This window comes from Microbacterium testaceum StLB037, assembly GCF_900104345.1.
Lineage (GTDB): Bacteria > Actinomycetota > Actinomycetes > Actinomycetales > Microbacteriaceae > Microbacterium > Microbacterium testaceum_A.
The window spans coordinates 38584-64249 of sequence record NZ_FNJN01000006.1 but is presented as its reverse complement, the minus strand read 5'-3'; the positions used below and the strand labels follow the sequence as shown (position 1 = coordinate 64249).

Annotated in this window: 22 protein-coding genes; 11 read left to right on the top strand and 11 right to left on the bottom strand. The window is 70.6% G+C overall.

Annotation, left to right across the window (positions count from 1 at the left end; genetic code table 11):
* The first annotated feature begins 131 nt into the window (after positions 1-131).
* The 4 genes from BLS25_RS13165 to BLS25_RS13150 all read left to right on the top strand — a co-directional run bounded on the left by BLS25_RS13165 (position 132) and on the right by BLS25_RS13150 (position 7920).
* Positions 132-1727: an ABC-F family ATP-binding cassette domain-containing protein gene (locus BLS25_RS13165; RefSeq protein WP_074696406.1), complete on the top strand. Its 1596-nt coding sequence runs from the start codon at positions 132-134 to the stop codon at positions 1725-1727.
* A 102-nt stretch (positions 1728-1829) separates the two neighbouring features.
* The gene (locus BLS25_RS13160) at positions 1830-6503 is read left to right on the top strand and encodes an ATP-dependent helicase (RefSeq protein ID WP_074696404.1); all 4674 of its coding nucleotides are present in this window, start codon (positions 1830-1832) and stop codon (positions 6501-6503) included.
* Positions 6496-7272, top strand: coding sequence for a DNA-formamidopyrimidine glycosylase family protein (locus BLS25_RS13155; protein WP_074696402.1), 777 nt, complete (start codon positions 6496-6498; stop codon positions 7270-7272). Before BLS25_RS13160 ends, BLS25_RS13155 begins: the two co-directional genes overlap by 8 nt.
* Positions 7273-7512: 240 nt before the next feature.
* The gene (locus BLS25_RS13150) at positions 7513-7920 is read left to right on the top strand and encodes a transferase (RefSeq protein WP_056226142.1); all 408 of its coding nucleotides are present in this window, start codon (positions 7513-7515) and stop codon (positions 7918-7920) included.
* Between the two features lie 79 nt (positions 7921-7999).
* Here BLS25_RS13150 and BLS25_RS13145 read toward each other — a convergent pair whose 3' ends face one another.
* Entirely contained in the window at positions 8000-8389 is a 390-nt protein-coding gene (locus BLS25_RS13145) for a DUF1304 domain-containing protein (RefSeq protein WP_074696400.1), read from the bottom strand.
* 35 nt (positions 8390-8424) lie between these two features.
* Here BLS25_RS13145 and BLS25_RS13140 point away from each other — a divergent pair, with 35 nt between their 5' ends.
* From BLS25_RS13140 to BLS25_RS13130, 3 genes are all read left to right on the top strand, one after another.
* Entirely contained in the window at positions 8425-9153 is a 729-nt protein-coding gene (locus BLS25_RS13140) for a LysR substrate-binding domain-containing protein (protein ID WP_074696398.1), read from the top strand.
* 86 nt (positions 9154-9239) lie between these two features.
* Complete coding sequence (locus BLS25_RS13135; RefSeq protein WP_074696396.1) at positions 9240-9968, top strand: type 1 glutamine amidotransferase family protein; 729 nt, start codon at positions 9240-9242, stop codon at positions 9966-9968.
* Between the two features lie 116 nt (positions 9969-10084).
* The gene (locus BLS25_RS13130) at positions 10085-10900 is read left to right on the top strand and encodes a tryptophan-rich sensory protein (RefSeq protein WP_074696394.1); all 816 of its coding nucleotides are present in this window, start codon (positions 10085-10087) and stop codon (positions 10898-10900) included.
* 54 nt (positions 10901-10954) lie between these two features.
* On the opposite strand, the gene BLS25_RS13125 is transcribed toward BLS25_RS13130, so the two are convergent.
* The gene (locus BLS25_RS13125; protein ID WP_074696392.1) at positions 10955-11143 is read right to left on the bottom strand and encodes a hypothetical protein; all 189 of its coding nucleotides are present in this window, start codon (positions 11141-11143) and stop codon (positions 10955-10957) included.
* A 134-nt stretch (positions 11144-11277) separates the two neighbouring features.
* Here BLS25_RS13125 and BLS25_RS13120 point away from each other — a divergent pair, with 134 nt between their 5' ends.
* Positions 11278-12324: a sodium:calcium antiporter gene (locus BLS25_RS13120; protein WP_074696390.1), complete on the top strand. Its 1047-nt coding sequence runs from the start codon at positions 11278-11280 to the stop codon at positions 12322-12324.
* 6 nt (positions 12325-12330) lie between these two features.
* Here BLS25_RS13120 and BLS25_RS13115 read toward each other — a convergent pair whose 3' ends face one another.
* A complete protein-coding gene (locus BLS25_RS13115) occupies positions 12331-14478 on the bottom strand; it encodes an alpha-galactosidase (RefSeq protein WP_074696388.1) in 2148 nt (715 codons plus the stop codon).
* A 59-nt stretch (positions 14479-14537) separates the two neighbouring features.
* On the opposite strand from BLS25_RS13115, the gene BLS25_RS13110 reads away from it, so the two are divergent.
* Complete coding sequence (locus tag BLS25_RS13110) at positions 14538-15656, top strand: ROK family transcriptional regulator (RefSeq protein ID WP_074696386.1); 1119 nt, start codon at positions 14538-14540, stop codon at positions 15654-15656.
* 54 nt (positions 15657-15710) lie between these two features.
* On the opposite strand, the gene treZ is transcribed toward BLS25_RS13110, so the two are convergent.
* From treZ to BLS25_RS16970, 7 genes are all read right to left on the bottom strand, one after another.
* Positions 15711-17462, bottom strand: a complete 1752-nt coding sequence (gene treZ / locus BLS25_RS13105; protein ID WP_074696384.1) for a malto-oligosyltrehalose trehalohydrolase — start codon at positions 17460-17462, stop codon at positions 15711-15713.
* Positions 17463-17551: 89 nt separating this feature from the next.
* Positions 17552-19939, bottom strand: a complete 2388-nt coding sequence (gene treY / locus BLS25_RS13100; RefSeq protein ID WP_074696562.1) for a malto-oligosyltrehalose synthase — start codon at positions 19937-19939, stop codon at positions 17552-17554.
* Positions 19940-19944: 5 nt separating this feature from the next.
* The gene (gene glgX, locus BLS25_RS13095; protein ID WP_256335593.1) at positions 19945-22167 is read right to left on the bottom strand and encodes a glycogen debranching protein GlgX; all 2223 of its coding nucleotides are present in this window, start codon (positions 22165-22167) and stop codon (positions 19945-19947) included.
* Positions 22168-22248: 81 nt separating this feature from the next.
* A complete protein-coding gene (locus BLS25_RS13090; RefSeq protein ID WP_056226118.1) occupies positions 22249-22737 on the bottom strand; it encodes a hypothetical protein in 489 nt (162 codons plus the stop codon).
* On the bottom strand, positions 22734-23585 hold the full coding sequence (locus BLS25_RS13085; RefSeq protein WP_056226115.1) for a hypothetical protein: 852 nt from the start codon (positions 23583-23585) through the stop codon (positions 22734-22736). Before BLS25_RS13085 ends, BLS25_RS13090 begins: the two co-directional genes overlap by 4 nt.
* Positions 23586-23606: 21 nt before the next feature.
* Entirely contained in the window at positions 23607-24284 is a 678-nt protein-coding gene (locus BLS25_RS13080; RefSeq protein WP_056226111.1) for a GTP pyrophosphokinase, read from the bottom strand.
* A 43-nt stretch (positions 24285-24327) separates the two neighbouring features.
* Entirely contained in the window at positions 24328-24474 is a 147-nt protein-coding gene (locus BLS25_RS16970) for a hypothetical protein (protein WP_156371620.1), read from the bottom strand.
* Between the two features lie 119 nt (positions 24475-24593).
* On the opposite strand from BLS25_RS16970, the gene BLS25_RS13075 reads away from it, so the two are divergent.
* Positions 24594-24920, top strand: coding sequence for a DUF7882 family protein (locus tag BLS25_RS13075; RefSeq protein ID WP_056226107.1), 327 nt, complete (start codon positions 24594-24596; stop codon positions 24918-24920).
* A gap of 3 nt (positions 24921-24923) precedes the next feature.
* On the opposite strand, the gene BLS25_RS13070 is transcribed toward BLS25_RS13075, so the two are convergent.
* Complete coding sequence (locus BLS25_RS13070) at positions 24924-25241, bottom strand: DUF7882 family protein (RefSeq protein ID WP_056226105.1); 318 nt, start codon at positions 25239-25241, stop codon at positions 24924-24926.
* Positions 25242-25353: 112 nt separating this feature from the next.
* Between BLS25_RS13070 and BLS25_RS13065 the strand changes: the two genes are divergently transcribed.
* Entirely contained in the window at positions 25354-25665 is a 312-nt protein-coding gene (locus tag BLS25_RS13065) for a DUF7882 family protein (protein WP_074696382.1), read from the top strand.
* The last annotated feature ends 1 nt before the right edge of the window (position 25666 follow it).

Sequence of the window (25666 nt, the reverse complement as noted above, 5' to 3'; positions counted from 1 at the left end):
CCGGTGAAGAACGTCGACGCTTCCGCGCCCCTGTCCGCGCGCTGACCCGTCGACCCGCCGTCCTCTCGGCATCCCTCCGCTGATGCGGACGGGTCCGGTGTCCGCGCACCCCGCGTCATCGGAGTTCCGTTTTGTCATCTTTTTCTCCTTCCCTCGTTTTCGACCGCGTCCGCCTCGTGTGGCCCGACGGAACCGCCGCCCTCGACGGGATCTCGGGGGCGATCGGGGTTGGCCGTACCGGTCTCGTCGGTCGCAACGGCGCCGGCAAATCCACGCTCCTCCGGGTGGCTTCGGGGCATCTCACCCCCACATCCGGCACGGTCTCGGCGTCCGGTGAGGTCGCGATGCTCCCTCAACGCCTCGCCGCCGACCCGCATCGTTCCGTCGCCGCCCTTCTCGGCGTCGAAACGGCTCTCACCGCACTTCGCGCGATCGAGTCGGGCGATGTCGCACCGCACCACTTCGACGCCGTCGGCGACGACTGGGACGTCGAGGCGCGTGCCCACGCCCTGCTCGCCGAGGCGGGTCTGGCACCTGATGCGCTCGATCGAACGGTCGGAGAGCTCTCGGGTGGCGAGACGATGATGGCCGCCCTCGTCGGGCTCCGCGTCCGCGCGGCCGGGATCACGCTCCTCGACGAACCGACCAACGACCTCGACGGCGACGCGCGGGCGCGTGTGAGCGATCTCGTGCGGGGGTGGTCCGGCACGCTGATCGTCGTCAGCCACGACATCGGCCTGCTGGAGCTGATGGATGCCACCGCCGAGCTGTATGACCACACTCTCAACGTGGTCGGCGGCCCGTACAGCGCGTGGCGCGCCCACCGCGACGCGGAGCAGGAGGCCGCCGTACGCGCCGAGCGCGACGCGGCTCAGTCACTGCGCCGTGAGCGCCGGCAGCGCATCGAGTCGTACGACAAGCTCGCCACGCGAGCGCGCGTCGCGCACAAGGCGCAGGTCGAGAAGCGGGTCCCCAAGATCCTCGCGGGAGCCCGAGCCGACGCGGCCCAGGTGAGCGCGGGCCGGTTGAGCACCGAGGTGAGGGGGAAAGAGGATGCCGCGCGCGCGGCGCTGAGCGAGGCGTCGGCCCGTGTGCGCGATGACGACGTGGTGCGCATCGATCTGCCCGATCCGGGCAATGCTGCGGGCCGGCGCATCATGTCGCTGGGCGACGGTGAGCGCGAGTGGATCGTCACGGGCCGCGAGCGCGTCGCTCTGGTGGGGCGAAACGGCGCGGGGAAGACGACCCTCCTCGAGAACCTCGTCCACACCGTGGCCGCGGAGGGACCGAGCCACGCCCGTGCGAGCGTCGCGCACGTCGGCTATCTGCCGCAGCGCCTCGACGGCCTCGACGACACGGCATCCGTCCTCGACACGGTGTGCGCGGCGGCGGCGAGTGTGCCCGTTCCGCTCGTGCGCGATCGACTGGCGCGGTTCCTCGTGCGCGGCGACGCGGTCACCCGACCGCTCGGGTCGCTGTCGGGAGGGGAACGCTTCCGCGTCGCCCTCGCCCGCGTGCTCCTGGCGGACCCGCCCCCGCAGCTGCTCGTGCTCGACGAACCGACGAACAACCTCGACCTCGACACCGTCGACCAGCTCGTCGCCGCGGTGCGGGCTTATCGCGGGGCGGTGCTCGTCGTGAGCCATGACGACGCCTTCCTCTCGCGGCTCGGGCTGGACCTGCGGCTCGAGCTCAGGGAGGGGAGGTTGCGGGAGGAGCCGGTCTAAGCGGGCGTGTGGGCGGCGCCCTCCGGCCGGGAAGAGGCGGTTTCCGCGGCGGGCGAACGTCAACCCCGACCCGATGTCGGAGGTCCGGGAGAGGATGTCGGCATGGCCGACGTGTTGGAGAGATTCGGTCCTGCGACGCAGGACTGGTTCCGTGGAGCGTTCTCGGCGCCGACCAACGCTCAGAAGGGCGCGTGGGAATCCGTGTCGTCGGGCCGCAACGCGCTCGTGGTCGCGCCCACCGGTTCGGGAAAAACGCTGTCGGCCTTCCTCTTCGCGATCGACCGGGTGTTCCGCGAGAAGGGCCCCGAGGTTCCGGATGCCGCTCCCGCACGCCGCGGCAAGAAGGCCGCCCCGAAAGCACCGCCGACCACCACCCGCATCCTGTACATCTCGCCGCTGAAGGCCCTCGGCGTCGACGTCGAGCGGAACCTCCGCTCGCCTCTCGTCGGGATCGGGCAGTCCGCGCGCCGTCTCGGGATCGAGGTGCCCTCGGTGACCGTGGGCGTCCGCTCGGGTGACACGAGTTCGAGCGACCGCCGCAAGCTCGTGACCGCGCCTCCCGACATCCTCATCACCACGCCCGAGTCGCTCTACCTCATGCTCACGAGCCAGGCGGCCGAGACGCTGCGCGGCGTGCACACGGTGATCATCGACGAGGTGCACGCGGTCGCGGCCACCAAGCGCGGCGCACACCTGGCCGTGAGCCTCGAGCGGCTCGACGCCCTGCTCGACGCGCCGGCTCAGCGCATCGGACTCTCGGCGACCGTGCGTCCGATCGACGAGGTGGCCCGCTTCCTCGGCGGAGCGCAGCCCGTCGACATCGTCGCCCCCAAGGCGACCAAAGCCTTCGACCTCTCGGTCGTGGTGCCGATCGACGACATGCTCAACCCGCCGCCGCCCCCGGGGTCGCCGGCTCCCGACGAAGCCGGTGACGGCGAGTGGTTCTCCGAGCGCCCCGAGAGCACCGAGATGGCCGGCTCGGTCTGGCCGCACGTCGAAGAGGCCATCGTCGACCGCATTCTCCAGCGCCGCTCGACGATCGTGTTCGCGAACTCGCGGCGTCTGGCCGAACGACTGACCGGTCGACTCAACGAAATCTACGCCGAGCGGCAGGGCATCGACGTGCCCGAGCCGACGGTTCCGGCCGCGACGATGGCGCAGGCGGGCTCGTCAGCGGGCGTCGCCGCGATCCTCGCCAAGGCCCACCACGGCTCGGTGTCGAAAGAACAGCGCGCCCAAGTCGAGGACGAGCTCAAGTCGGGAGCGCTGCGCTGCGTCGTCGCGACCAGCAGCCTCGAGCTCGGCATCGACATGGGCTCGGTCGACCTCGTCATCCAGGTCGAATCGCCGCCCAGCGCGGCATCCGGCCTCCAGCGCGTGGGACGCGCCGGCCACCAGGTCGGCGAGGTCAGCCGGGCGGCCCTCTTCCCCAAGCACCGCAGTGACGTCCTCCACACCGCCGTGGTCACCGAGCGCATGCTCGCCGGGCGCATCGAGGCCATCTCGGTCCCGCAGAACCCGCTCGACATCCTCGCGCAGCAGACGGTCGCCGCCTCGGCCCTCGGCGCGATCGACGTCGAGGAGTGGTTCGAGACGGTCAAGCGCAGCGCGCCGTTCCGCTCGCTCCCCCGGTCGGCGTACGAGGCCACCCTCGACCTCCTGGCCGGTCGCTATCCCTCTGACGAATTCGCCGAGCTGCGCCCCCGCCTGGTCTGGGATCGCGACGCCGGTACCCTCACCGGCCGGCCCGGAGCGCAGCGCGTCGCGGTCACCAGCGGCGGAACGATCCCCGACCGGGGCCTCTTCGGCGTGTTCGTCGCGGGCGAGTCGCAGAACGCCCGCGTCGGAGAGCTCGACGAAGAGATGGTCTACGAGTCGCGCGTCAACGACGTCTTCACCCTCGGCACCACGAGCTGGCGCATCGTCGAGATCACCCACGACCGCGTCAACGTGCTGCCCGCCTTCGGCCAGCCCGGCAAGCTCCCGTTCTGGCACGGGGACGGCATCGGTCGCCCGGCCGAACTCGGAGAGGCTCTCGGCAAGTTCTCGCGCGACATCGCCGGCGTCGACCGGGGTAAGGCCGAGGAGCGCCTGCGCGAATCGGGCCTCGACGACAACGCCATCACCAACCTGCTGGCGTACTTGGCCGAGCAGCGCGAGGCCACCGGCAGCCTCCCCACCGACAAGACGCTGACCGTCGAGCGCAGCCGCGACGAGGTCGGGGACTGGCGCATCATCCTGCATTCCCCGTACGGCATGCAGGTCCATTCCCCCTGGGCCCTCGCGGTGAACGCCCGAATCCGAGAGCGCCTCGGCGTCGAGGGCGCGGCCGTGGCGAGCGACGACGGCATCATCGCCCGAGTTCCGGATGCCGCGGCCGAGCCGCCCGGGGCCGACCTATTCGTCTTCGAGGCCGACGAACTCGAGCAGATCGTCACCGACGAGGTGGGCGGATCCGCGCTGTTCGCCTCGCGCTTCCGGGAGTGCGCGGCCCGCGCGCTGCTCCTGCCGCGCTTGAACCCGAACCGCCGGTCGCCGCTGTGGCAGCAGCGGCAACGCTCCGCTCAGCTGCTCGAGGTGGCCAAGCGGCATCCGGCATTCCCGATCATCCTCGAGACCCTCCGCGAAGTCCTGCAGGACGTCTACGATCTGCCCGCCCTTCTGCGCGTGACCCGACAGATCGGCGAGCGCAAGATCCGCCTCGTCGAGATCACCACCTCGCAGCCGTCGCCCTACGCCCGAGATCTGCTCTTCGGCTACGTCGGCGCCTTCATGTACGAGGGCGACTCCCCGCTCGCCGAGCGTCGTGCCGCGGCCCTGTCGGTCGACCCGGCACTGCTGAGCGAGCTGCTCGGCAAGGTCGAGATGCGCGAGCTGCTCGACCCCGACGTCATCGCGCAGTTCGAGCGCGAGGCCCAGCGCCTCGATCCCGACCGTCGGGCCCGCGGCGTCGAAGGCGTGGCCGATCTGCTGCGCATCCTCGGTCCGCTCGACGCCACCGAGGTGACCGCGAGGCTCGACACCGAGGGAGACGCGCTCGCCGAGGCCGAGCAGCACCTCGCCAGCCTGGTCGATGACCGGCGCGCCATCCGCGTGACGATCGCGGGCGTCTCCCGCACGGCTGGGATCGAAGACGCCGGGCGACTCCGCGACGCTCTCGGCGCGGCGCTGCCGGTCGGCATCCCGAACGCGTTCCTCGAACCGTTCCCGGATCCGCTCGGCGACCTCGTCGCGCGTTTCGCTCGCACGCACGCGCCGTTCACGACCGATGCCGTCGCCGAACGCCTCGGCGTCGGCGTGGCGGTCGCGCGGCTGACACTGCAGCGCCTCGAGTCGCAGGGGCGTCTGTCCAGCGGTTTCTTCCTGCCCGAAGCCTCGGGCGGAAACCGGGGCGACGAGACCGAGTGGTGCGACGTCGAGGTCCTCCGGCGACTGCGCATGCGCTCCCTCGCGGCCATCCGCGGCAGTGTCGAGCCCGTTCCTCCGGCCGCGTACGCGCGCTTCCTCCCCATCTGGCAGCACCTCGGGCGCCCCCTCGAGGGCATCGACGGGGTGCTGGCGGTGATCGAGCAGCTCGCGGGTGTCCCGATCCCGGCCAGCGCCTGGGAATCGCTCATCCTGCCCTCACGCGTCACCGACTACTCCCCCGCCCTGCTCGACGAGCTCACCGCCACCGGCGAAGTGGTCTGGTCGGGGCACGGCACCCTTCCCGGTCGCGACGGGTGGATCGCCTTGCACCCGGCAGAGGCAGCGCCCTTCACCCTGCAGGATCCCGAGGACGCCGACGACCCCGCACCCGACTCGCTCGAGGCGCGCATCCTCACCGCGCTCGAGGGCGGGGGCGCCTACTTCGCCACCCAGCTCACGCAACTGGCCGGAGCTCAGAACGAGCAGTCCGTCAACGACGCCCTGTGGGCCCTCACCTGGGCCGGACGTGTGACGAACGACACCTTCGCCCCGGTCCGCACCCTGCTGAGCGGCGGCGGTCAGTCGCACCGCGTGGCACGGCGCGCCCCCCGCGCGCGCATGTACCGGGGCGCCACCATGCCGCGCGCGACCTCCGCGCCGCGACCTCCGTCCCTCGGCGGTCGATGGTCGCTGCTGCCCGAACGCGAAGCCGACCCGGCGGCCCGAGCCACGGCGACCGCGAGCCTCCTCCTCGATCGCTACGGGGTGGTGACGCGCGGGGCCGTGCAGTCCGAGGGGGTTCCCGGCGGCTTCGCGCAGGTGTACCGCATCCTCGCCGGCTTCGAAGAGGCGGGCCACTGCCGACGCGGATACGTGATCGAGAAGCTCGGCGCGGCGCAGTTCGCCGCCTCCGCCACCGTCGATCGCCTGCGCGAGTTCGCAGCGGTCGCGGACCCGCCACCACTGCGGACGGTGACGCTCGCCGCCACCGACCCCGCCAACCCGTACGGCGCCGCCCTCGGATGGCCCGCGATCGAAGGGGTCACCCACCGACCGGGCCGCAAGGCCGGAGGTCTCGTCGTGCTCGTCGACGGCGAGCTGACCCTCTACCTCGAGCGTGGGGGGCGCAGCGCCCTCGCCTTCACCGACGCGGAGCCCGTGCTGCAGGCGGCAGCACGTCACCTCGCCGAGACGGCGAAGAAGAGACGGCTCGAGACGCTCACCGTCGAGCAGGTGAACGGCGAGTTCGTCTACGGCACCGCGGTCGGCCGAGCGCTGCGCGAGGCGGGATTCGTCGAGTCCCCGAAGGGGCTGACCCTGCGCAAGCTCACCGCGGGCGACACCCTGCGCGAGGCGGCTCGTGCCTGAGGGCGACACCGTGTACCGCGCCGCGGCGAAGCTCTCCGCGGCGCTCACGGGCAAGGTGGTCACGCGGTTCGACATCCGCGTGCCCGGGAGCGCCACCGCGGATCTTCGCGGCGAGACGGTGCATGAGGTGGCGGCGCGGGGCAAGCATCTCCTCCACCGCATCGGCGGGTACACGCTGCACTCGCATCTGAAGATGGAGGGCCGGTGGGACGTCTATTGGCCGGGAGAGCGCTGGCGACGCCCCGCTTTCAAGGCTCGGGCGATCGTCGGTGTGACGGGCGCCGACGCCGTCGGCTTCGACCTGGCCATGGTCGAGGTTCTGCGCACGGCCGACGAGCAGACCGTGATCGGGCACCTCGGTCCCGATCTGCTCGCCGACGACTGGGACGAAGCCGAGGCCGTGCGACGCGTGTCCGCCGACGAGAGGGCCGCCCACGTCGCTCTCCTCGACCAACGGAACGTGGCGGGGTTCGGCAACGTCTATGCGAACGAGCTGCTGTTCGTCCGCGGTATCGCGCCGACCACCCCGGCCACCGAGATCGATGCCCAGGCGACCATCGCCCTCGGCGAGCGCATGATCCGCGCCAATCTTCCCCGTCCCGAGCGCACCTTCACCGGCGACAGCCGTCCCGGGCGCCGCTTCTGGGTGTACGGGCGCGAGGGGGCACCGTGCCGCCGCTGCGGCACTCCCATTCGGGCCACCTCACTCGGCGCCACCGCGACGAGCGAACGGAACGTGTACTGGTGCCCGACGTGCCAGCCAGGCTGAACGGGCGAGGGCGGGCGTGAGCAACTGATTCGACGGCGCATGTCAACCCGCCCGGCTCGCCTCGTCGAGCATGCGAAAACAGGGGGACAACTCCACGCCGCACCCCGACGTTTCCCTTTCCTCGACATCGAGGAAACCGATCACGGTACCGGCGACGAAGAAGCATTCGAGGGAATGAACGCCATTCCCGACCCGTTGTGATACATGTCGGCTCAACCCGATGGCCGACCGGAGGGGATCGTGGGAAAGAACTACATCGACATCGAAAACGACCACGGCGAGACGCTGCGTTACCGCAAGCACGTCAATGGTCGCGGACTCGTCGCGCACGGCGCGAAGGTCCACCCGTCGGCGCTGGTCGAGAACGGCGCGTACGTCGAACCCGGCGTGCAGATCGCCGCGGGTGTTCGTGTCGGCCGCGGTGCCTGGATCGAGTCAGACGCCGTGATCGGCCCGGAGGCCCACATCGAGCCGCACGCGCACATCTGCGCCGGAGCGGTGATCGGCGCGGGCGCCCACATCGGCGTCCGCACACAGGTCGGCCACAACGCTCGGATCGCGGTGGGCTCGCTCATCGGCGACGACGAGATCATCAACGACGGTGAGGCGGTCGCCACCGACCGGCGGGGCCTGCGCCTGGCCGCCTGACCATCGCCCGAAGGGCGCAACGACCCGCACGACTCCTCGGAGCGTGCGGGTTTTCGTTTGCGCCGGCGGTTCGTCCGCCTCAGGCGAAGATCGCCAGGATCAGACCGATGAGCGGCAGCGTCCCCTGGATGCTCGCGGGGCGGAGGTACTTCTTGCCCGAGGTGACGAGGACGAGCGCTGCGGCGAGCATCGACCCGAGCGAGAAGATGAGTAGCGTGCGTCCGGCGACGTCGCCGATGCCGTTGACCACCCAGAACACGATGCCGACCGCCGCGCCGACCGCGAGGAACAGGTTGTAGAAGCCCTGGTTGTACGCCATGGGCTTGGTCACGTCGGCGGCCTGCTGGTCGGCGATGCCGAAGACCTTCCACGTCTTCGGCTGCGTCCACCGGACGCTCTCGAGCACGAAGATGTAGACGTGGAGCAGGGCTGCGAGTCCCGCGAAGACGAGCGCCAGGATGCCGATCATGCATCCCACGTTAGTCCCGCGGCTAGCCTGGAGCCATGGCGAAAGGCAGCGGGTCCCGCGGACGAGGTGGCGCGCCTCGACGCACCGCCGGCGCGAAGTCTTCGGCGGCGGGACGGTCGCCCTCACCGAAACCGAAGCAGAAGGTCGAACGACCCGCTCCGCCGCCCCGCGAGGAGCCACGCGAATTCGTGCTGGGCGCGATCCCCGGCGCGACGCCCGGCAAGTGGATCGGGCTGTGGCGCGAGCGGATGCCGCACGTCTCCCTCGAACTCCGAGAGATCTCCGTCTCCACTCAACTCGAGGCGCTCACCGAGGTCGATGCGGCGCTCGTCCGCCTCCCCGTCGAGGAGTCCGACGATCTTCACGTCATCCCCCTCTACGAAGAGGAGCCCGTCGTCGTCATGTCGACCGACTCCGATCTGACCGCCGCCGACGAGCTCGACATCGCCGACCTGCGCGGTGAGGTCGTCATCGCGGCGGCGGACGACGTCTTGCACCTGTCTGTTCCGGATGCCGTCGCCCCGGCGTTCGCGCCCCCGAGCGACACCGCTGAGGCGATCGCGACGGTCGCCGCGGGGGTGGGGGTGGTGGTCGTGCCGATGTCGCTCGCTCGTGCGCACCAGCGACGTGACGTCGAGTACCGCGTGCTGCGCGATGGTCCGCGCTCCACCGTCGCCCTTGCGTGGCTTCGCGACCGCACGACCCCGGATGTGGAGACGTTCGTGGGCGTCGTGCGTGGTCGCACGGCGCGATCGTCCCGCTGACCCTGCGTCCGTGGGGGCCGCGCACCCACGTTTCGCCGCGTGTCACCCCCCGATCCGACGCGAGAGCGCGCGCGTAGAATTCCGGGATGACCGGTTCTCTTCTCTATGTCTGCGTCCGCCCGCAGCGTGAGGCGGCCGTGGCCGAGTGGGCGTCTTTCCGCGACGGTCTCGGCGCGCGCGATGAGGACCTCGTACACCACGATCTCGTCCGCGCTCCGCTCCCCGAAGACCTGGACCGATACGCTGCGGTGGTTGTCGGGGGCAGCCCTTTCAACGTCACCGACCCCGACAAGACCGACGACCAGCGTCGTCTCGAGCGCGATCTGGAACGCCTCGCCGCGGTGGCGATCGAGGGCCGCACGAACGCACTGTTCACCTGCTTCGGCATCGGCGTCGTGACGCGCCTCCTCGGCGGTCGGGTGAGTCTCCTGCACCCCGAGGGAACGGGTCCCACCGACATCGCGCTCACCGCGGCCGGCCGAGACGACGAGCTGTTCGGCATCCTGGAACCTCGCTTCGAGGCGCTGACCGCGCACAAAGAGGGCACGGCGACCGTGCCGCCGAGCGCCGTCCTGCTCGCCGAGAACGACGCCTGCCCGGTGCAGGCGTATCGCGCGGGGGCCGGGCTGTGGGCCACGCAGTTCCATCCCGAGCCGACCACCGATGCCTTCGTGGAGCGGATGGTCGTCTATCGCGATGCGGGCTACTTCGATGCCGACGCGTTCGACGAGGTGTCCGCTCACGTGCGTACCGCCTCGGTCGAGCAGCCCACGCGCCTGCTGCGCTCGTTCGCCGCGCGCTCCGTCGCGGCCTGATGCGGCGCAGCCCCCGGTGGGGGCTCGAAACGAGGGGGATCGAGGGGCGGCGGCGCCGTCCGGGCCGATGTCAACCCCGAGAGCCACATTTACCTAGCTTTTCTAGTGTTCTACGTATGAACGCAGCAGCACCGTGGCGGGGCTCGGACCTCGCTCGTCAGATCGTCGTCCTCTCCGCGGTGTCGTTCATGCTGATCGCGGCCGTCATCGGCGCGGGCGCCTTCGGCAACACCGCCGTGCAGGACCAGCAGGGCGGCGCGCTCAATACCGACGGTTCGTACCTCGCGCCCGCCGGCCCCGCGTTCTCGATCTGGTCGGTCATCTACCTCGGCCTGATCGTCTACTCGATCTGGCAGGCACTTCCCCGCCAGCGTACGAACCCGCGACAGCGCGCCCTCGGTTGGCTGATCGCCCTGACGATGACCCTGAACGGACTGTGGCTCGTGGCGGCGCGCTTCGGCACGCTCCTCCTCACCGTCGTCGTGATCGTGCTCCTGCTGGCCGCTCTCGGCTGGACCTTCCGAGTCGCCGTCGCCACGCGCGAGCCGCGCGGCGGTGTCGTCGACTCCGTGCTCATCGACGGCGTCACGGGCCTGCACCTCGGCTGGGTCACCCTGGCGACCGTCGCCAACACCGCCGCGTGGTTGACGACCATCGTGCCCGCCGAGTGGGAGAGCGCAGCGGATGCCATCGGCATCGCGGTCCTGATCGTGGTGGCCCTCATCGGGCTGGCGATCGCGTGGCGCAGCTCGTGGCGCGTGACGCCCGCCATCGCCCTCGCGTGGGGACTGAGCTGGCTCGCCGTGGAACGCTTCACCGGCGAGCCGCAGAGCGGCCCGATCGGTGCGACCGCGATCGTCGTGGCCGCGGTCGTGCTGCTGCCGCCGGCGATCGTCAGCGTGCTGCGTCTGATCCGGCCGAGCGTCGACTGACCCGGATCCGCCCGGCGGCGTCGCCGTCGACGGTTCTGCGCGCGATCGCAGCCCTCAGATGCCTCGACCGAGGTCGATCTGACGCTGGATCTCCTCGCGGGCTCGGCCGAGCTCACTATCGGGACGATGGCGTGACGCGCCTCGCGCTCCTCCCGATCGGTTGACCGCGGAAAGGAGCACCACGGCCACCGCGATCACCACGAGACCACTCGTGGACAAGGCAGCGACGAGTCCGGCATCCATGTTCCGCTCCTTCGTGAGGTGACGGCCCACGCTTCCACACCCCGCCGGGGAGGTCAACCCCGCTGGGCGTACGCCTCCGACGCCTCGTGCGCAAGCGGATCGGATGCCAGGGGCGCGGGGAGTGTAATCGGGCGGTGGACTCGTTGCCGTTCTTCCTGCTCGTCGTGATCTTCGTCGCCGCGGCGGCGGTGGTGTGGGTCGCCGGGATCCAGCTGTCGAAGGCGACCGACGTGCTCGATGCCCGGTTGCACCTGGGCAGCGCGCTCGGAGGCCTGATCGTTCTCGCCGTGGCGACCAACCTGCCCGAGATCGCGATCACGGTGTCAGCGGCCGTGTCGGGCAACCTCGAGGTCGCGGTGGGCAACATCCTGGGCGGGATCGCCCTGCAGACGGTCGTGCTCGTGATCCTCGACGCCTTCGGCAAGCGCGGCCGCGGCGTGAAGCCGCTGACCTACCGCGCGGCATCCCTCACCCTCGTCCTGGAGGGCCTCGTCGTCGTCGCCGTCCTCGCGGTGGTCATCGCGGGAAGCCAACTGCCGAGCGGACTCGAGGTGCTGCGGCTCACCCCCGACGTCGTGCTGATCGCGGCCCTGTGGATCGTGGGATTGATCCTCGTGCAGCGCGCCGGATCGCACCTGCCGTGGCACGAGGACGGTCGGGCACCGGATGCCACACCGAAGCCGCAGAAGAAGGATCCGGCGAAGGCGATGAGCACGAAGAAGGCCGCGGTCGTGTTCTCGATCTCGGCACTCGCCACCCTTGTCGCGGGCGTGGTGCTCGAGCGCGCGGGAGATGCGGCGTCGTCGCAGATCGGACTGTCGGGGGTGCTCTTCGGCGCGACGGTGCTCGCCCTCGCGACCTCGCTGCCCGAGATCTCGACCGGGCTGCAGGCCATCCGCCAGGGTGACGACAACCTCGCGATCAGCGACATCTTCGGCGGCAACGCCTTCCTGCCGGTGCTCTTCCTGCTCGCGACCGTCATCTCGGGCGCGGCGGTGCTCCCCCAGGCCAACGGAGCCGACATCTACCTGACGGCTCTCGCGGCTCTCCTGACCCTCGTGTACGTGGTCGGCTTGATCTTCCGCCCGCAGCGACGCCTGCTCGGGATGGGCGTCGACTCGTTCGTCGTCCTCGTGCTCTATGCCGTGGGCATCGGCGGCTTGTTCGCCATCTCCGCCTGACGGGGCTCAGCCGGCCGTCAGCTCCACCACCACCGCCTGCTGGGGGTTCTGCACGGGCGGGCGGATTCCGGATGCCGCGAGCTGGCGCCCGGTGAGCACGGTGTCGTGGTGCGCCCACGGCAGGGACGACTGAGCGGGCTCCTGCACCAGACCGCCCGGCGTCACGAGCCGCACCCGGTACGCGCGGTCGGGGTCGAGACCCGGCAGGCGCACGCGCCCCGCGGGCGAGGCGATGAGGGTCTGCGTCTGCGCGATCGTGAAGAAGGCGTGATCGCGATCGGCCGCGACCACGCCGCGCACGTCGAGGCCGGGGTCGACGACGTCGACGTTCACGAGACGCCCCGTGGCCACCAGCGGGCGCACGCGCCGCGCGAGAGCCACCCACTCCCCCACGACGGCGCGGTCGCGCTCGTCGAGCGTGGTGAGGTCCCACTCGATGCCGAAGTGCCCGAACAGCGCGACGGCGCCGCTGAACGCGAGCGAGACCGTGCGTCCGGTCGAGTGCACGTGCGGGGTGGTCAGGTGCATGCCCATCATCTCGGGCGGCACCACCAGCGCCGTGTAGCGCTGCGTCTCGAGCCGCTCGACCGGGTCGAGGCAGTCACTCGTCCAGATCCGGTCGGTACGGTCCAGGATGCCGAGGTCGACTCGCGCCCCACCCGAGGCGCAACTCTCGATCTCGAGACCCGGGAAGGTCGCCTTGAGCTCGTCGATGAGCCGGTACACGGCCAGGGTATGGGCGTGCACGGCCGAGCCGCCGCCGGGGCCGGTCGCGGCATCCACGAGATCCCGATTGTGGTCCCACTTCACGTAGGCGATCGGGTAGGCCCGCAGCACCTCGGTCATCCGCTCGAGGATGTACGCGTAGGCGCCGGGGTGGGCGAGGTTCAGCACCTGCTGCTGGCGCGCCGACGGCGGAAGCTCGTCGCGTCCGCGCAGGATCCACTCGGGGTGCGCGCGGGCGACGTCACTGTCGGGGTTGAGCATCTCGGGCTCGAACCACAGCCCGAACTCCATGCCCAGGCCCGTGACGTGGTCGGCGAGCGGGCTCAGCCCCTCGGGCCACACGCCCTCGTCAACGAACCAGTCGCCGAGACCCGCGGTGTCGTCGCGACGGCCGCGGAACCAGCCGTCGTCGAGCACGAACCGCTCCACGCCGATCTCGGCGGCGACGTCGGCGAGCTGCCGCAGTTTCGGCAGGCGGTGGTCGAAGTACACCGCCTCCCACGTGTTGAGGGTGATCGGGCGCGGACGCTCGGGGTGCTGCGGCCGGGCGCGCCAGGTGTCATGGAAGCGCGCGGCGAGCTGGTCGAGGCCGTCGCCCCACGACCCGTAGACGAGCGGCGACGAGACCTCGGCGCCCGGTGCGAGCACGATCTCGCCCCACGCGGCCATCTCGCCGCCGGCGAGCAGCGCCTCGCCCAGCGGCAGCCGCTCGGCGAACACGCGCTGGTTGCCGCTCCAGGCGACGTGGATGCCGTGGACCAGACCCGCCTCGAACCCGAAGCCGGGGCGCCCCGCGGCCAGCAGCAGGGTCGCGTCGGCACCGGGGCGACCGCGACGGCTCTCGCGCAGGTGCGTGCCGAAGGTGAAGGCGTGGCGCTGCGACGAGCGCTCGCGCAGGTGGCGGCCGGTGGCGTCGAGGATCTCGGTGGCCTCCCAGGGCAGCGGGAAGCTCGGCTGCAGCGTCGAGACGACGAGATCGTCGGCCCCGTCGTTGACCACGGTGAGCTTCTGCGAGAACAGGCCCGCGGCATTCACTCGCAGCTCTGCGCGCAGACGCAGAGCGCGCTGCTCGTCGACGAGGTGCAGCGTCAGGGCATCGACGGCGGAGTGGATGGATGCCAGCGAGAACACCGTTCCCTGCACGACGCCGCCGCGCCCTCCCTCGTATCCGGGAGCGCCGGGCCAGCCAGCCGCGGCCGTCGGCACGATCGTGAGGCGGGGCGTCTGGTCGATGCCCCCCGACACGCGTTGCGGACGCGCCGCAACGGCCATCGACGAGAGCGTCTCGTCATCGAGGGCGCCGAGGTCGGGCCCCCAGTGGATGATGGCGGGCGCGGGCTGCGCGGTGAGGTCGACGACGACGCTGGTGCCTCCGGCGCGGAGGTGCGCCGCCGAAGCGGTCTCGAGGGCGACGACGGTGTGCGACATGGCATTATTTCTACCACGGAACAAATGCCCGCGTGCCGCGGGAGAGCGGGAGGGGCGAGATGCTCACCGAGAGCGAGGCCGCCGTCGCCCGTGCCGTACTGATCCACGGCCCCGTCTCGCGCCGCGCCCTCGCCGCGCGCCTGCACCTGTCGCCGCCGAGCCTCACCCGCTTGACCCGCCCCCTGGTGGACGCCGGCATCCTGATCGAACTCGACGACGAGGTGGACGGCTCGGTCGGTCGCCCCTCGCGACCCCTCGACATCTCGCCCACCGCGGGCACGTTCGTCGGCGTCAAACTCACGGGCGACCACCTCTACCTCGCCGCCACCGACATCCGTGCCGAGGTGTGCGAGCGCGCGGACCGTCACCTGACGGGCTCGACGCCCGAGCACGTGATCGACGACATCGTCGCCGTGGTCGGCGCCCTGGGGCTACGCGATGTCCGCGGGGTCGGCGTGAGCCTGGGCGGTGCCGTGCGCGACGGGATCGCCGTCGACGCCCCCTTCCTCGGCTGGCGCGACGTCGCCTTCGCCGACGCGCTCGCGGTGCGCCTCGACGTGCCGGTCGCGCTCGAGAACGACGTGGTCGCCCTCGCCGAGGCCGAGCGCTGGTTCGGGGTAGGCCGCGCCCTGCCGGGCTTCGCGATCGTGACCGTCGGCGCGGGCGTGGGCTTCGGCCTCGTCATCGACGGGCGCACCGTGCGCACGCCCGATGCCGGGGTCGGCACCGTCGGCCACCTCCCACTCGTCGCGGACGGACCCCCCTGCCCGGAGGGGCACCGTGGCTGCGCCGCCGCCCTGCTGACGACCGCCGCGATCAGTTCGCAGGTGTCGCAGGCACTCCGCCGTTCCGTCTCGTATGACGACGCCCTCGCGCTCGCCCGCGCCGACGACCCCGCCGCACGCACCGTCGTGGATGCCGCGGGCGACGCCCTCGGAACCCTCTGCGCCCTCGCCGCCAACCTGTCACTGCAGTCCGACATCGTGCTCGCCGGAGAGGGCGTCGAGGCGTTCGATCTGGTGCGCGACCGGGTCGAGGCGTCCCTCGCGCGCGCCCGCGAGCGCTCGGCATCCGCCGTCTCGATCCACCCCGACCGCTCGGGTTTCTCCGCCTGGGCGCGGGGAGCCGCGGCGGTGGCGATCCAGGCGGCGATGGGCCGCATCTCGCTCACCGACTGACCCGCGCACGCCGACGGCCCCGCCCCTCGAGGGGACAGGGCCGTCGATCGGGGGTCAGAGAGCCGGCGCCACGATCGCACTCGCGCCGGCGGGCACGGTCAGCGTCGTCCCGTCGAGCACGACACCCTCGGCGGTGGCCAGCAGCACACGAACACCGGATGCCGCGGAGGCCGAGGCCTCGGCATCCGACAGGTTCACGACGACGAGGAGGTCGCCGCGACGCAGTTCATACACGCGCCCGCCCTCGGCCTCGCGAGCGGTAGCCGACAGGCCCTCGCGCGAGGGGTCGGTGAGCTCGGGACGCTCGCGACGGATCTTCGCGAGCTCGCGGTACAGACCGAGCAGCTGCGCGTGGTCGCCCTCTCCGACCTCGTCCCAGTCGAGCTTCGAGTTCTCGAAGGTCGAGGGGTCCTGCGGGTCGGGCACGGTCGACTCGTCCCAGCCCATCTTCTCGAACTCGGCGATGCGCCCCTCGGCGGTGGCCTTGCCGAGCTCGGGCTCGGGGTGCGAGGTGAAGAACTGCCAGGGCGTGGTGGCGCCCCACTCCTCGCCCATGAAGAGCATCGGCGTGCCGGGAGCGGTGAGCGTGAGCACGGCGGCCGCGGCGAGGCGGTCGTAGTCGAGCGTCTGCGACAGGCGGTCACCGGCGGCGCGGTTGCCGATCTGGTCGTGGTCCTGCGCGAAGGTCACCAGACGCCAGTTCGGCACGTCCTCCGGGATCGGTTTGCCGTGCTTCTCCTCGCGGAACGACGAGTACGTGCCGTCGTGGAAGAAGCCGCCCTCGCTGACCTTGCGGAACGCGTCGAGGTCGGCGAAGTCCTCGTAGTACCCGATCGTCTCTCCGGTCAGGGCGACGTGGGCGGTGTGGTGCCAGTCGTCCGACCACTGCGCGGTGAGCCCGTAGCCGCCGGCCTCGCGCGGCAGGATCAGCTTCGGGTCATTCATGTCGCTCTCGGCGATGGTCGTGAGCGGGATGCCGCGGTGCGCCGACAGGGCGTCGGTGCGCTCGGCGATCTCCTGCAGCACGTGCGGGTCGCGGTGGTCGAGCAGCGCGTGCACGGCATCGAGGCGCAGGCCGTCGATGTGGTAGTCGCTCATCCACATCAGCGCGTTCTCGACGATGTAGGCGCGCACGGCGTCCTCGTCGAGGTTGACCGAATCGCCCCACGTGTTGCGGCTGCCCTCCCGGAGGTACTCGCCGAAGAGGGGGAGGTAGTTGCCCGAGGGTCCGAGGTGGTTGTAGACGACGTCCTGGATGACGGCGAGGCCCGCGGCGTGGGCGGCGTCGACGAAGCGCTGGTAGGCCTCGGGCCCGCCGTAGGCCTCGTGCACGGTGTACCAGAGCACCCCGTCGTAGCCCCAGTTCCACGTGCCGTTGAAGCCGTTCACCGGGAGCAGCTCGACGTGGGTCACGCCCAGGTCGACGAGGTGGCCGAGGCGGCCGATCGCGGCATCCAGGGTCCCTTCGGGGGTGAAGGTGCCGAGGTGCAGCTCGTAGATCAGTCCGCCCGCGAGCTGCTTGCCCGTCCAGGCGGCGTCGTTCCACGCGTAGACCGAGGGGTCGAACCACGCCGATGCCTCGTGCACGCCGCCGGGCTGGCGCCGCGAGCGCGGGTCGGGACGAAAGTCGTCTCCGTCGCCGAGCACGAAGCCGTAGCGCTCCCCGTCGGCGAGATCGACCGGAGCGGTCCACCACCCGCCGGCATCCGCCGACATCTCCACGTCTTCGACGACGGTGTCGCCGCTGTCGTCGAGTCGGCGCAGTCGCACTCGGTCGGCCTTGGGTGCCCAGACGTCGATGCTCATGTGGGTTCTTCCTTCGCGTGAGGAGTCAGAAATTGTCGCTGAGACGAGCGCGAGGCGACAAGAAGTGACCCCTCACGCGCGGGGACGGGTCAGGAGATCAGCAAAGCGACCGGGTAGGTCGCGAGAAGGTCGGCGAGGCGGGTCGGACCGCCCTGGTACTGCTTGCCCGTGAGCGCGTCGATGACCAGCGTGTCGGGCAGCAGCAGCACCGTGTCGCGCCAGCCGCCCGCGGTGCGCAATCCGTGGGGCAGACGCGTCGCGACCGCGAACACCCCACCGCGATCGAACGCGACGACGTGATCGGATGCCACACCGGCGGCCTCGAGCGGACGGTAGACGTCGAGCGGCACGTCGTTCCGCACCCGGAGCGCGCGAGAAGTCACGAGCAGCTTCGCTGCCCCGGTCCCGTCGATGGGCGGGCGCACGGCATCCGTCCCGTCGATCGAGGCGAGCAGACGTCGACGCTCGGCGAAGTCGACCGGGCGACGGTTGTCGGGGTCGACCAGCGACTGCTCCCACAGCTCCGAGCCCTGGTAGACGTCGGGGACGCCCGGGCCCATGATCTGCAGCAGCTTGGCCGAGAGGCCGTTCGACCAGCCGTCGGCCGAGACCTCGTCGACGAACGCGCGCACGCGCTCGGCGGCGGGACCGGTGGCCGCATCGACCAGCGCGTGCATGCGCTCTTCGAAGGCCTCGTCCTGCTCCCACCAGCCGGTGACCTCCGACGCCTCGCGCGCGGCCTTCTCGGCGTAGGCGTGCAGGCGTTCGCGGTAGTCCGTGAGACCTTCGGGGGTGGATGCCGATGCCGGCCACGCCCCGACGATGGCCTGCCACAGCAGGGCGTCGAAGGGACCGTGCCCGGTCGAGGCGATGCCGCGGAACTCCTCGAGCCGCACGGCCCACTTCTCGGGGATCTCGGCGAGCACGGCGATGCGCGCACGCGTGTCCTCGCCGCGCTTGGTGTCGTGCGTCGAGAGGGTCGTCATCGCGGTCGGCCACGACGCGTGGCGCAGCGCCTGCGCGGTGTGGAAGCCGTGCACGTCGAGCGCGAACTGACCCGGATCGCCGCCCACCTCGGTGAGCGAACCGAGGCGCGTGTAGCGGTAGAACGCCGTGTCTTCGACGCCCTTCGCCATCACGGGCCCGGTCGTCTGCTGGAATCGCCACGCGATCTCGAGGTCGGTGTCGGAGAGCGCCGGCACGAGCTTCTCGATCACGTCGTCGAGCTCGGGGCGGCGGATCTCCGCCTCGCCCGCGGCGGCGTCGAGGTGCGCGCGGCCCGCGGGGAGGTAGGACCGGTAGACGGGGAAGCACGCGAGGATCTCGGCGAGGGCGTCCTGCAGCACCTCGGCCTCGAACTCCGTGCGTAGCGCCTCGGGAAGGCCGCGGACGATGCGGCGGATCTCTGACACCTGGATGGAGTCGGCGATCTTGCGCTTGGTGTCGTGGATGAGGTCGTGCCAGCCGGTCAGGGCGGGCAGGTCGCTCTCGGTGCGCAGTCGCGCATCGAGGGCGTCGAGCGGCACCTCGCCCGCGGGATCGGTGAGCACGCGGTCGATCTCGGCGAGCGCGTCGTACCCGGTCGTGCCGGCGGTCTTCCACCACGAGGGCAGGGCTTCGCCGTGCTCGAGGATCTTCTCGCCGAGCACGTAGCCGACCTCGTCGTCACTCGCGTCCCTCAGGGCGGCCGAGAGGCGGTCGAGGTACCCGCCGGGGTCGACGAGCCCGTCGGGGTGATCCACGCGCAGGCCGTCGGCCAGACCCTCGCGCACCCAGCGCAGGATCTCGGCGTGGGTCGCCTCGAACACCTCGGGCCGCTCGACGCGCACGCCCGCGAGCGTCGTCACGGCGAAGAAGCGGCGGTAGTTGAGGTCGGCCGCTTCGTCCTGCCAGAAGCGCAGCTCGAAGTTCTGCGCATCGAGCAGAGCCCGGATGCCGAGGTCCGACGACCCCGTTCCCGGGGCGACCGGAAACTCGTGGTCGTAGTAGCGGATCAGCCCGTCGGGGGCGTCGTCGGCCGGTGTCGGGTCGTACGAGATCTCATCGATCACCGCGTCGAGGTGATCGCCGAGCACGGGGACGCGCACCTTGCCGCCGCCGAACTCCCAGTCGATGTCGAACGCGTCGGCGTGCGCCGAGTCGCGCCCCTGGCGCAGGACGTCCCACCACCACGCGTTCGCGCGCGGCTCGGAGACGCCCATGTGGTTGGGCACGATGTCGATCAGGATGCCCAGATCCTTCGCGCGCGCCGCCTCGACGAAGCGCGAGAGACCCTCGGCACCGCCGCGGGCGGGGTCGACGCGCGTGACGTCGACGACGTCGTAGCCGTGGTCGGAGCCCGGGGTGGCCACGAGGATCGGCGAGAGGTACGCCCACGAGACCCCGAGGTCACGGAGGTAGTCCGTGACCTCGGCGGCGTCGTCGAGGGTGAACGATTCGCGGATCTGCAGGCGGTAGGTCGAAAGCGGATGCCGCATCTCGGTCACAGCTCCGGCTTGGGCGCCTGGCCGGGCAGGTCGTCGGTGCCGATGATCTGGATCTGCGCCGTGAGCGAGGCCGCGACCGAGTGGTCGACCTCGGGCTCGGGCAGGTGGTGCTCGCGCAGGACGATCAGCGACTTCGGCTCGAGCGGCAACGTCTCGCCGGGGTTGAGCGGCTCGGTGTTCGCGCGCTCGCCCGCGGTGTCGACGTAGGCGTCCCACTTGGGGGCGTACTCGAAGTCGGGTAGCCGGAAGTCGACCGTGTCGTCGCCCGCGTTGAACAGCACGAGGAAGTGGTCGTCGCTGATGGACTCGCCGCGGCGGTCGCGCTCGCGGATGCCCTGGCCGTTGAGGAAGATCCCCACCGCCAGGCCGAAGCCGTTGTCCCAGTCCTCGGGCTGCATGAGCGAGCCGTCGGGACGCAGCCACACCACGTCGGGGATGGGCGCACCCTCCTCCATCTTCACGGGGCGACCGTCGAAGAACCGGCTGCGGCGGAAGGTGGGGTGCTGCTTGCGCAGTCGCGCGAGCGCGGCGGTGAACTCGATCAGCGGGGTGTCGATGTTCGACCAGTCCACCCAGGTGATCTCGTTGTCCTGCGCGTAGCCGTTGTTGTTGCCGCCCTGCGTGCGACCGAGCTCGTCGCCGTGCAGCAGCATCGGCACACCCTGGCTCAGTAGCAGCGTCGCGATGAAGTTGCGCTGCTGCTGCGCACGGCGCTTGAGCACCTCGGGGTCGTCGGTGGGACCTTCGACGCCCATGTTGCTCGAGCGGTTGTGCGATTCGCCGTCGTTGTTGTCTTCGCCGTTGGCCTCGTTGTGCTTCTCGTTGTACGACACGAGGTCGCGCAGCGTGAAGCCGTCGTGGGCGGTGACGAAGTTGATGGATGCCACGGGGAAGCGACCGGAGTGCTCGTAAAGGTCGGCCGAGCCGGTGAGGCGCGAGGCGAACTCGCCCAGGGCCTGCGGCTCGCCGCGCCAGAAGTCACGGACGGTGTCGCGGTACTTGCCGTTCCACTCGGTCCACTGGGGCGGGAAGTTGCCGACCTGGTAGCCGCCGGGGCCCACGTCCCACGGCTCGGCGATGAGCTTGACCTGCGAGACGATCGGGTCCTGCTGCACGAGCTCGAAGAAGGCCGCGAGGCGGTCGACCTCATAGAACTCACGCGCGAGGGTCGAGGCGAGGTCGAAGCGGAAGCCGTCGACGTGCATCTCGAGCACCCAGTAGCGCAGCGAGTCCATGATCAGCTGCAGCGTGTGGGGGTTGCCCACGTTCATGCTGTTACCGGTGCCGGTGTAGTCGGTGTAGTACCGCTTGTCGTCGTCTTCGAGGCGGTAATACGCCTCGTTGTCGATGCCGCGCATCGACAGGGTCGGGCCCATGTGGTTGCCCTCGGCGGTGTGGTTGTAGACCACGTCGAGGATGACCTCGATGCCGGCGGCGTGCAGAGCCTTGACCATGGCCTTGAACTCCTGCACCTGCTGACCGTGGTCGCCGGTCGAGGAGTAGGTGTTCTGCGGGGCGAGGAACGCGATGGTGTTGTAGCCCCAGTAGTTCGACAGCCCCTTCTCTTCGAGGGTGGAGTCGTTGACGAACTGGTGCACCGGCATGAGCTCGATCGCGGTGATGCCGAGCTTCTTGAGGTGCTCGATGACGGCGGGGTGGGCGATGCCGGCGTAGGTGCCGCGCAGCTCCTCGGGCACGTCGGGGTGCAGCTGGGTGAGGCCGCGCACGTGGGCCTCGTAGATGAACGACTCGGCGTAGGGGATCTTCGGCTGACGGTCGCCCGACCAGTCGAAGAACGGGTTGATGACGACGCCCTTCATCATGTGGGCGGCGGAGTCCTCGTCGTTGAACGAGTCGGGGTCGCCGAACTCGTAGCTGAAGACCGCCTGCCCCCAGTCGACCTGGCCCTCGACGGCCTTCGCGTACGGGTCGAGGAGCAGCTTCGCGGGGTTGAAGCGCTTGCCGTTCGCGGGGTCGTACTCCCCGTGCACGCGGTAGCCGTAGCGCTGCCCCGGCTGGATGTTGGGGAGGTAGGCGTGCCAGACGAACGCGTCGACGTCGATCAGCTCGAAGCACGTCTCCGTTCCGTCTTCCTCGAAGAGGCAGAGCTCTACCTTCTCCGCTCCTTCACTGAACAGGGCGAAGTTCGTCCCGTTACCGTCGTAAGTGGCCCCGAGGGGATAACTGGATCCTGGCCATACCTGCTGCACGTCGCTCACGATAGACCAGCGTCGTTTCCGCGAACCTCCGTGGTCACGGCAGTTGACACCCACCCCACCCCCGACTATGCGTGCGGGTCTCTATGCGCGTTCGGGCGGATGCCGCAGCAGCTCGATGCGTTCCGCGAGATACCGGTCGAGGGGCATGAACCCTCCGGCGGCGCTCCACCGCACGAGGAGCTCGCCTCCGCGGATCGCCACGGGGGTGGACGACTCCCCCACCGCGTCCGGATCGATGGTGCGCCACTCGATGTGGATCGTCTCGCCCTCGGGGACTCCGCCCCGTGCGGCCGCGGCGGCGAGTTCGGCGCGACGGCGTTGCGATTCGGCGGCGAATCCGCGACGCACTTCCGCACGCGAGCGCACGATGTCGCCGGTCGCCAGCACAGCGTCGTCGGTCAGCAGCAGGACACCGAGATGCCAGGCCGTCCCGCGCGGCGCGATACGGGCCGAACGAGGGATGCCGAGCAGCCGGCGCCCCTCCTGCAGCTCGCCGAGACGTTCTCGCGGCGCCCCGGACAGACGCGCGCGCGCCTCGTCGAGCACCGCGGAGAGGGGTGAGTCGCTCATCGATCCGTTCCTTCGTCACGAGCGGCTTCGGCGCGCTCGACGGCTTCCGACGCCGCACGCACGGACTCGCGAGCCCGAGTCTGCTCATCCTGGCGCTGCATCAGCACCTCGTCGGCCGCGTCCGCCTCTTTCTCGGCGCGCGCGAGATCGGCTCGCAGGCCGTCCACGCGCTCTCGAGCGCGGGCGGCCCGTTCCGCCGCCGTATCCACACGCCGCCCGGCGGCGGTGCTCTCGCGCTCGGCGTCGGCTCTGGCCCGCTCCGCCTCACGGACGGCTCGTTCCGCGGCCTTCCGCGCGCGACGCGCGGCGAGGTCGTCGCGCGGGGCGGCAGCCTGCGGTATGGCCGCGGGAACGGAGCCGGCCACCGCCTCCGCGAGCGTTCCGTCGCCCATCTCGGCGAGGTCGATCGCCGAGGTCAAGCGCCCCGTCAGCACGGCCGCCGCGACCGTTTCGTCGACCACCGCGGCGTTCACGGTCTTCTCGACGGCGTCCGACATCGCCGCGCTCAGGGGGGTCCCGGCCTCGGCGGCGAGCTCACCCGCGCGGCGGGCGAGGGCGGCGACCAACTGTCGACGCTGCCGCCCCAGTCGCCCGAGCTCCGCGGCATCCAGGTCGTCCTGCGCTTCGTGCAGAGCGCGGGACAGCTCCACGGCCTCGCCGAGCTGACCGTCGCGTACGAGCAGGTTGACCGCCCACGCGGCGACCGTGGGCTTGCGCAGCTTGGCGATCCTCCGCCCCAGCGCCCCGCCCTCGGCGGCGCGGTCATTGCGGGCGGCGGTGAACCTCGCGGGCGGAAGAGCGAGAAGTTCGGCGGCGACCTCGTCCAGGCGGGCGTCGTCGTCGCTCATCGATCCATTGTGTCGCCCTCGTCAGAGCGAGACCACCCCGGGGTGCGCGCCGCGGATCTCGCGGTGCAAGCGCTCCATCCTCGTGTCGAGCTCGGCCGCGGTATCGGCGGCGTTCTTCAGCTCGGCGAGGAGGTCGTCGGGAACCAGCCGGTCGTACTTGTAATAGATCTTGTGCTCGAGACTCGCCCAGAAGTCCATGGCGATCGTCCGGAACTGCACCTCGACGGGCACGTCCACGCGGCCGGTCGACAGGAAGACGGGCACCTCCACGATCACGTGCAGACTCTTGTACCCGTTGGGCTTCGGGTGCGCGATGTAGTCCTTGACGTCGCGCACGGTGATGTCGTCCTGCCGCGTGAGCAGCTTCGAGAGCCGATAGGCGTCATCGATGAAGCTGCAGGTCACGCGGATGCCGGCGATGTCGGTGATCGACGCGCGAATGGAGTCGAAGTCGGTTTCGATGCCCTTGCGCCGCACCTTGTCGACCAGACTGTCCGGCGACTTCACACGACTCGAGACGTGCTCGATGGGGTTGTACGCGTGCATTTCCTGGAACTCTTCGCGCAGGATGGAAATCTTCGTCTCGACCTCGGCGAGCCCGAAGCGGTACTCCATCAGGAACCGCTGGAACTCGTCGCGCATCGCCCGCAGGGCCGCGCTCGAGACGGTGATCTGCTGTTCGTCCAGCGGGTCCGACATGGGGTCGACGCTAGCGAACACGACTACGAGGTCGCTGGGAGCGTCAGGTCCGGCGGGGTTCGATGCCGCCGGCACGCGGCAGCAACTCGCCGTCGACGACGTCGATGCCGATCAAGCCGTGGAACACCTCGGGCAGATCGTCCGGGTCGTTCCCCGATTCGGGGTTCCGAGGCATAGGGGGATTTGTCACGGCGCCCTCCTTCCGTGCAACACCCCCTACTGTGCCAGGAGCCGCCGCCACGCCCGGCGGTCTTGACACCTGGCATCCCGCCGCGTACCTGTGACGCCCCCTGGCGTATCGTGGGCCGCATGGGGACCATTCACTACGGCGGCAGCGGCACGACGGTGCACATCGAAGACCGCGCCCTGGCTCACCTGAAAGTCGTCATCTCGACGAAGCTGCGCCGCGGCGAGAGCTTCACGCTGTCGTGGCGGCACCGCGACGACGAGGAACGCGGCCGCAGCACGCTCTGGCTGCACCCCGCCATCCCGCTGCGCTTCGTCTTCGACGACAGCGAGCCGACGACGCTGAGCCGCGAGTGGATCGAGCGGCTGGCCGATTCGGCGAACTCCTCGGGCGGCATCATGCTCGTGCCCGAGGACATCACCCCGGCGGAGCAGACGGAGAAGAGCTAGCGCTCAGCCCTCTTCGACGAGGGCGTCTTCGCTGGGCTCGGGCGTGATCGCCAGGCCGTTGGGGCCCGAGGCCGCGAGCATGAGGTCTTCGACCCAGACGCGGTTGATGCGGGGCTGGCGGCTGCCGTAGAAGTGGAACTGGATCGGCACCGAGGGGTGCATCCAGAAGCTGCGACGACCGCTGCCGTCGCCGACCTCGACGTCGAACATGAACGACTCGGAGCGCCGAAGCTTGTTCATCACGACGATGCGCAAGTGCGCAAGCGTGCGGTCATCGATGTCGACCGCATTGGCAACGGTGTCGTAGATGAATCTGCCCATGCGACCGAGCCTATCCGAGGAACGCACCTTCAGCCGCTTTCCGGGATGCCACGTCGCGTCGCGCGAATCAACCCCGCCGGGGAGGCTCTCGGGGCCCGACTAGCGTACTCGTGTGGGAACGCTCTACTACGGCGACGTCGCGACGCCGATCGACATCGAGGATCGCGCTCTGGCTCACGTCAAGGTCGTCATCGCGACCAAGCTCCGCCGCGGCGAGAGCTTCACCTTGTCGTGGACGCACGGGCCCGACCAGGAGGTGGGACGCAGCACCGTGTGGCTGCACCCCTCGATTCCGCTGCGGTTCGTCTTCGACGAGCCCGAACCCGCGCTGCTCAGTCGCGCGTGGATCGAGGCGCTGGCCACCTCCGCGAACTCGTCGGGCGGTCTGCTGTTGGTCGACGAGCCGGAACTCCGCGGCTCCTGAA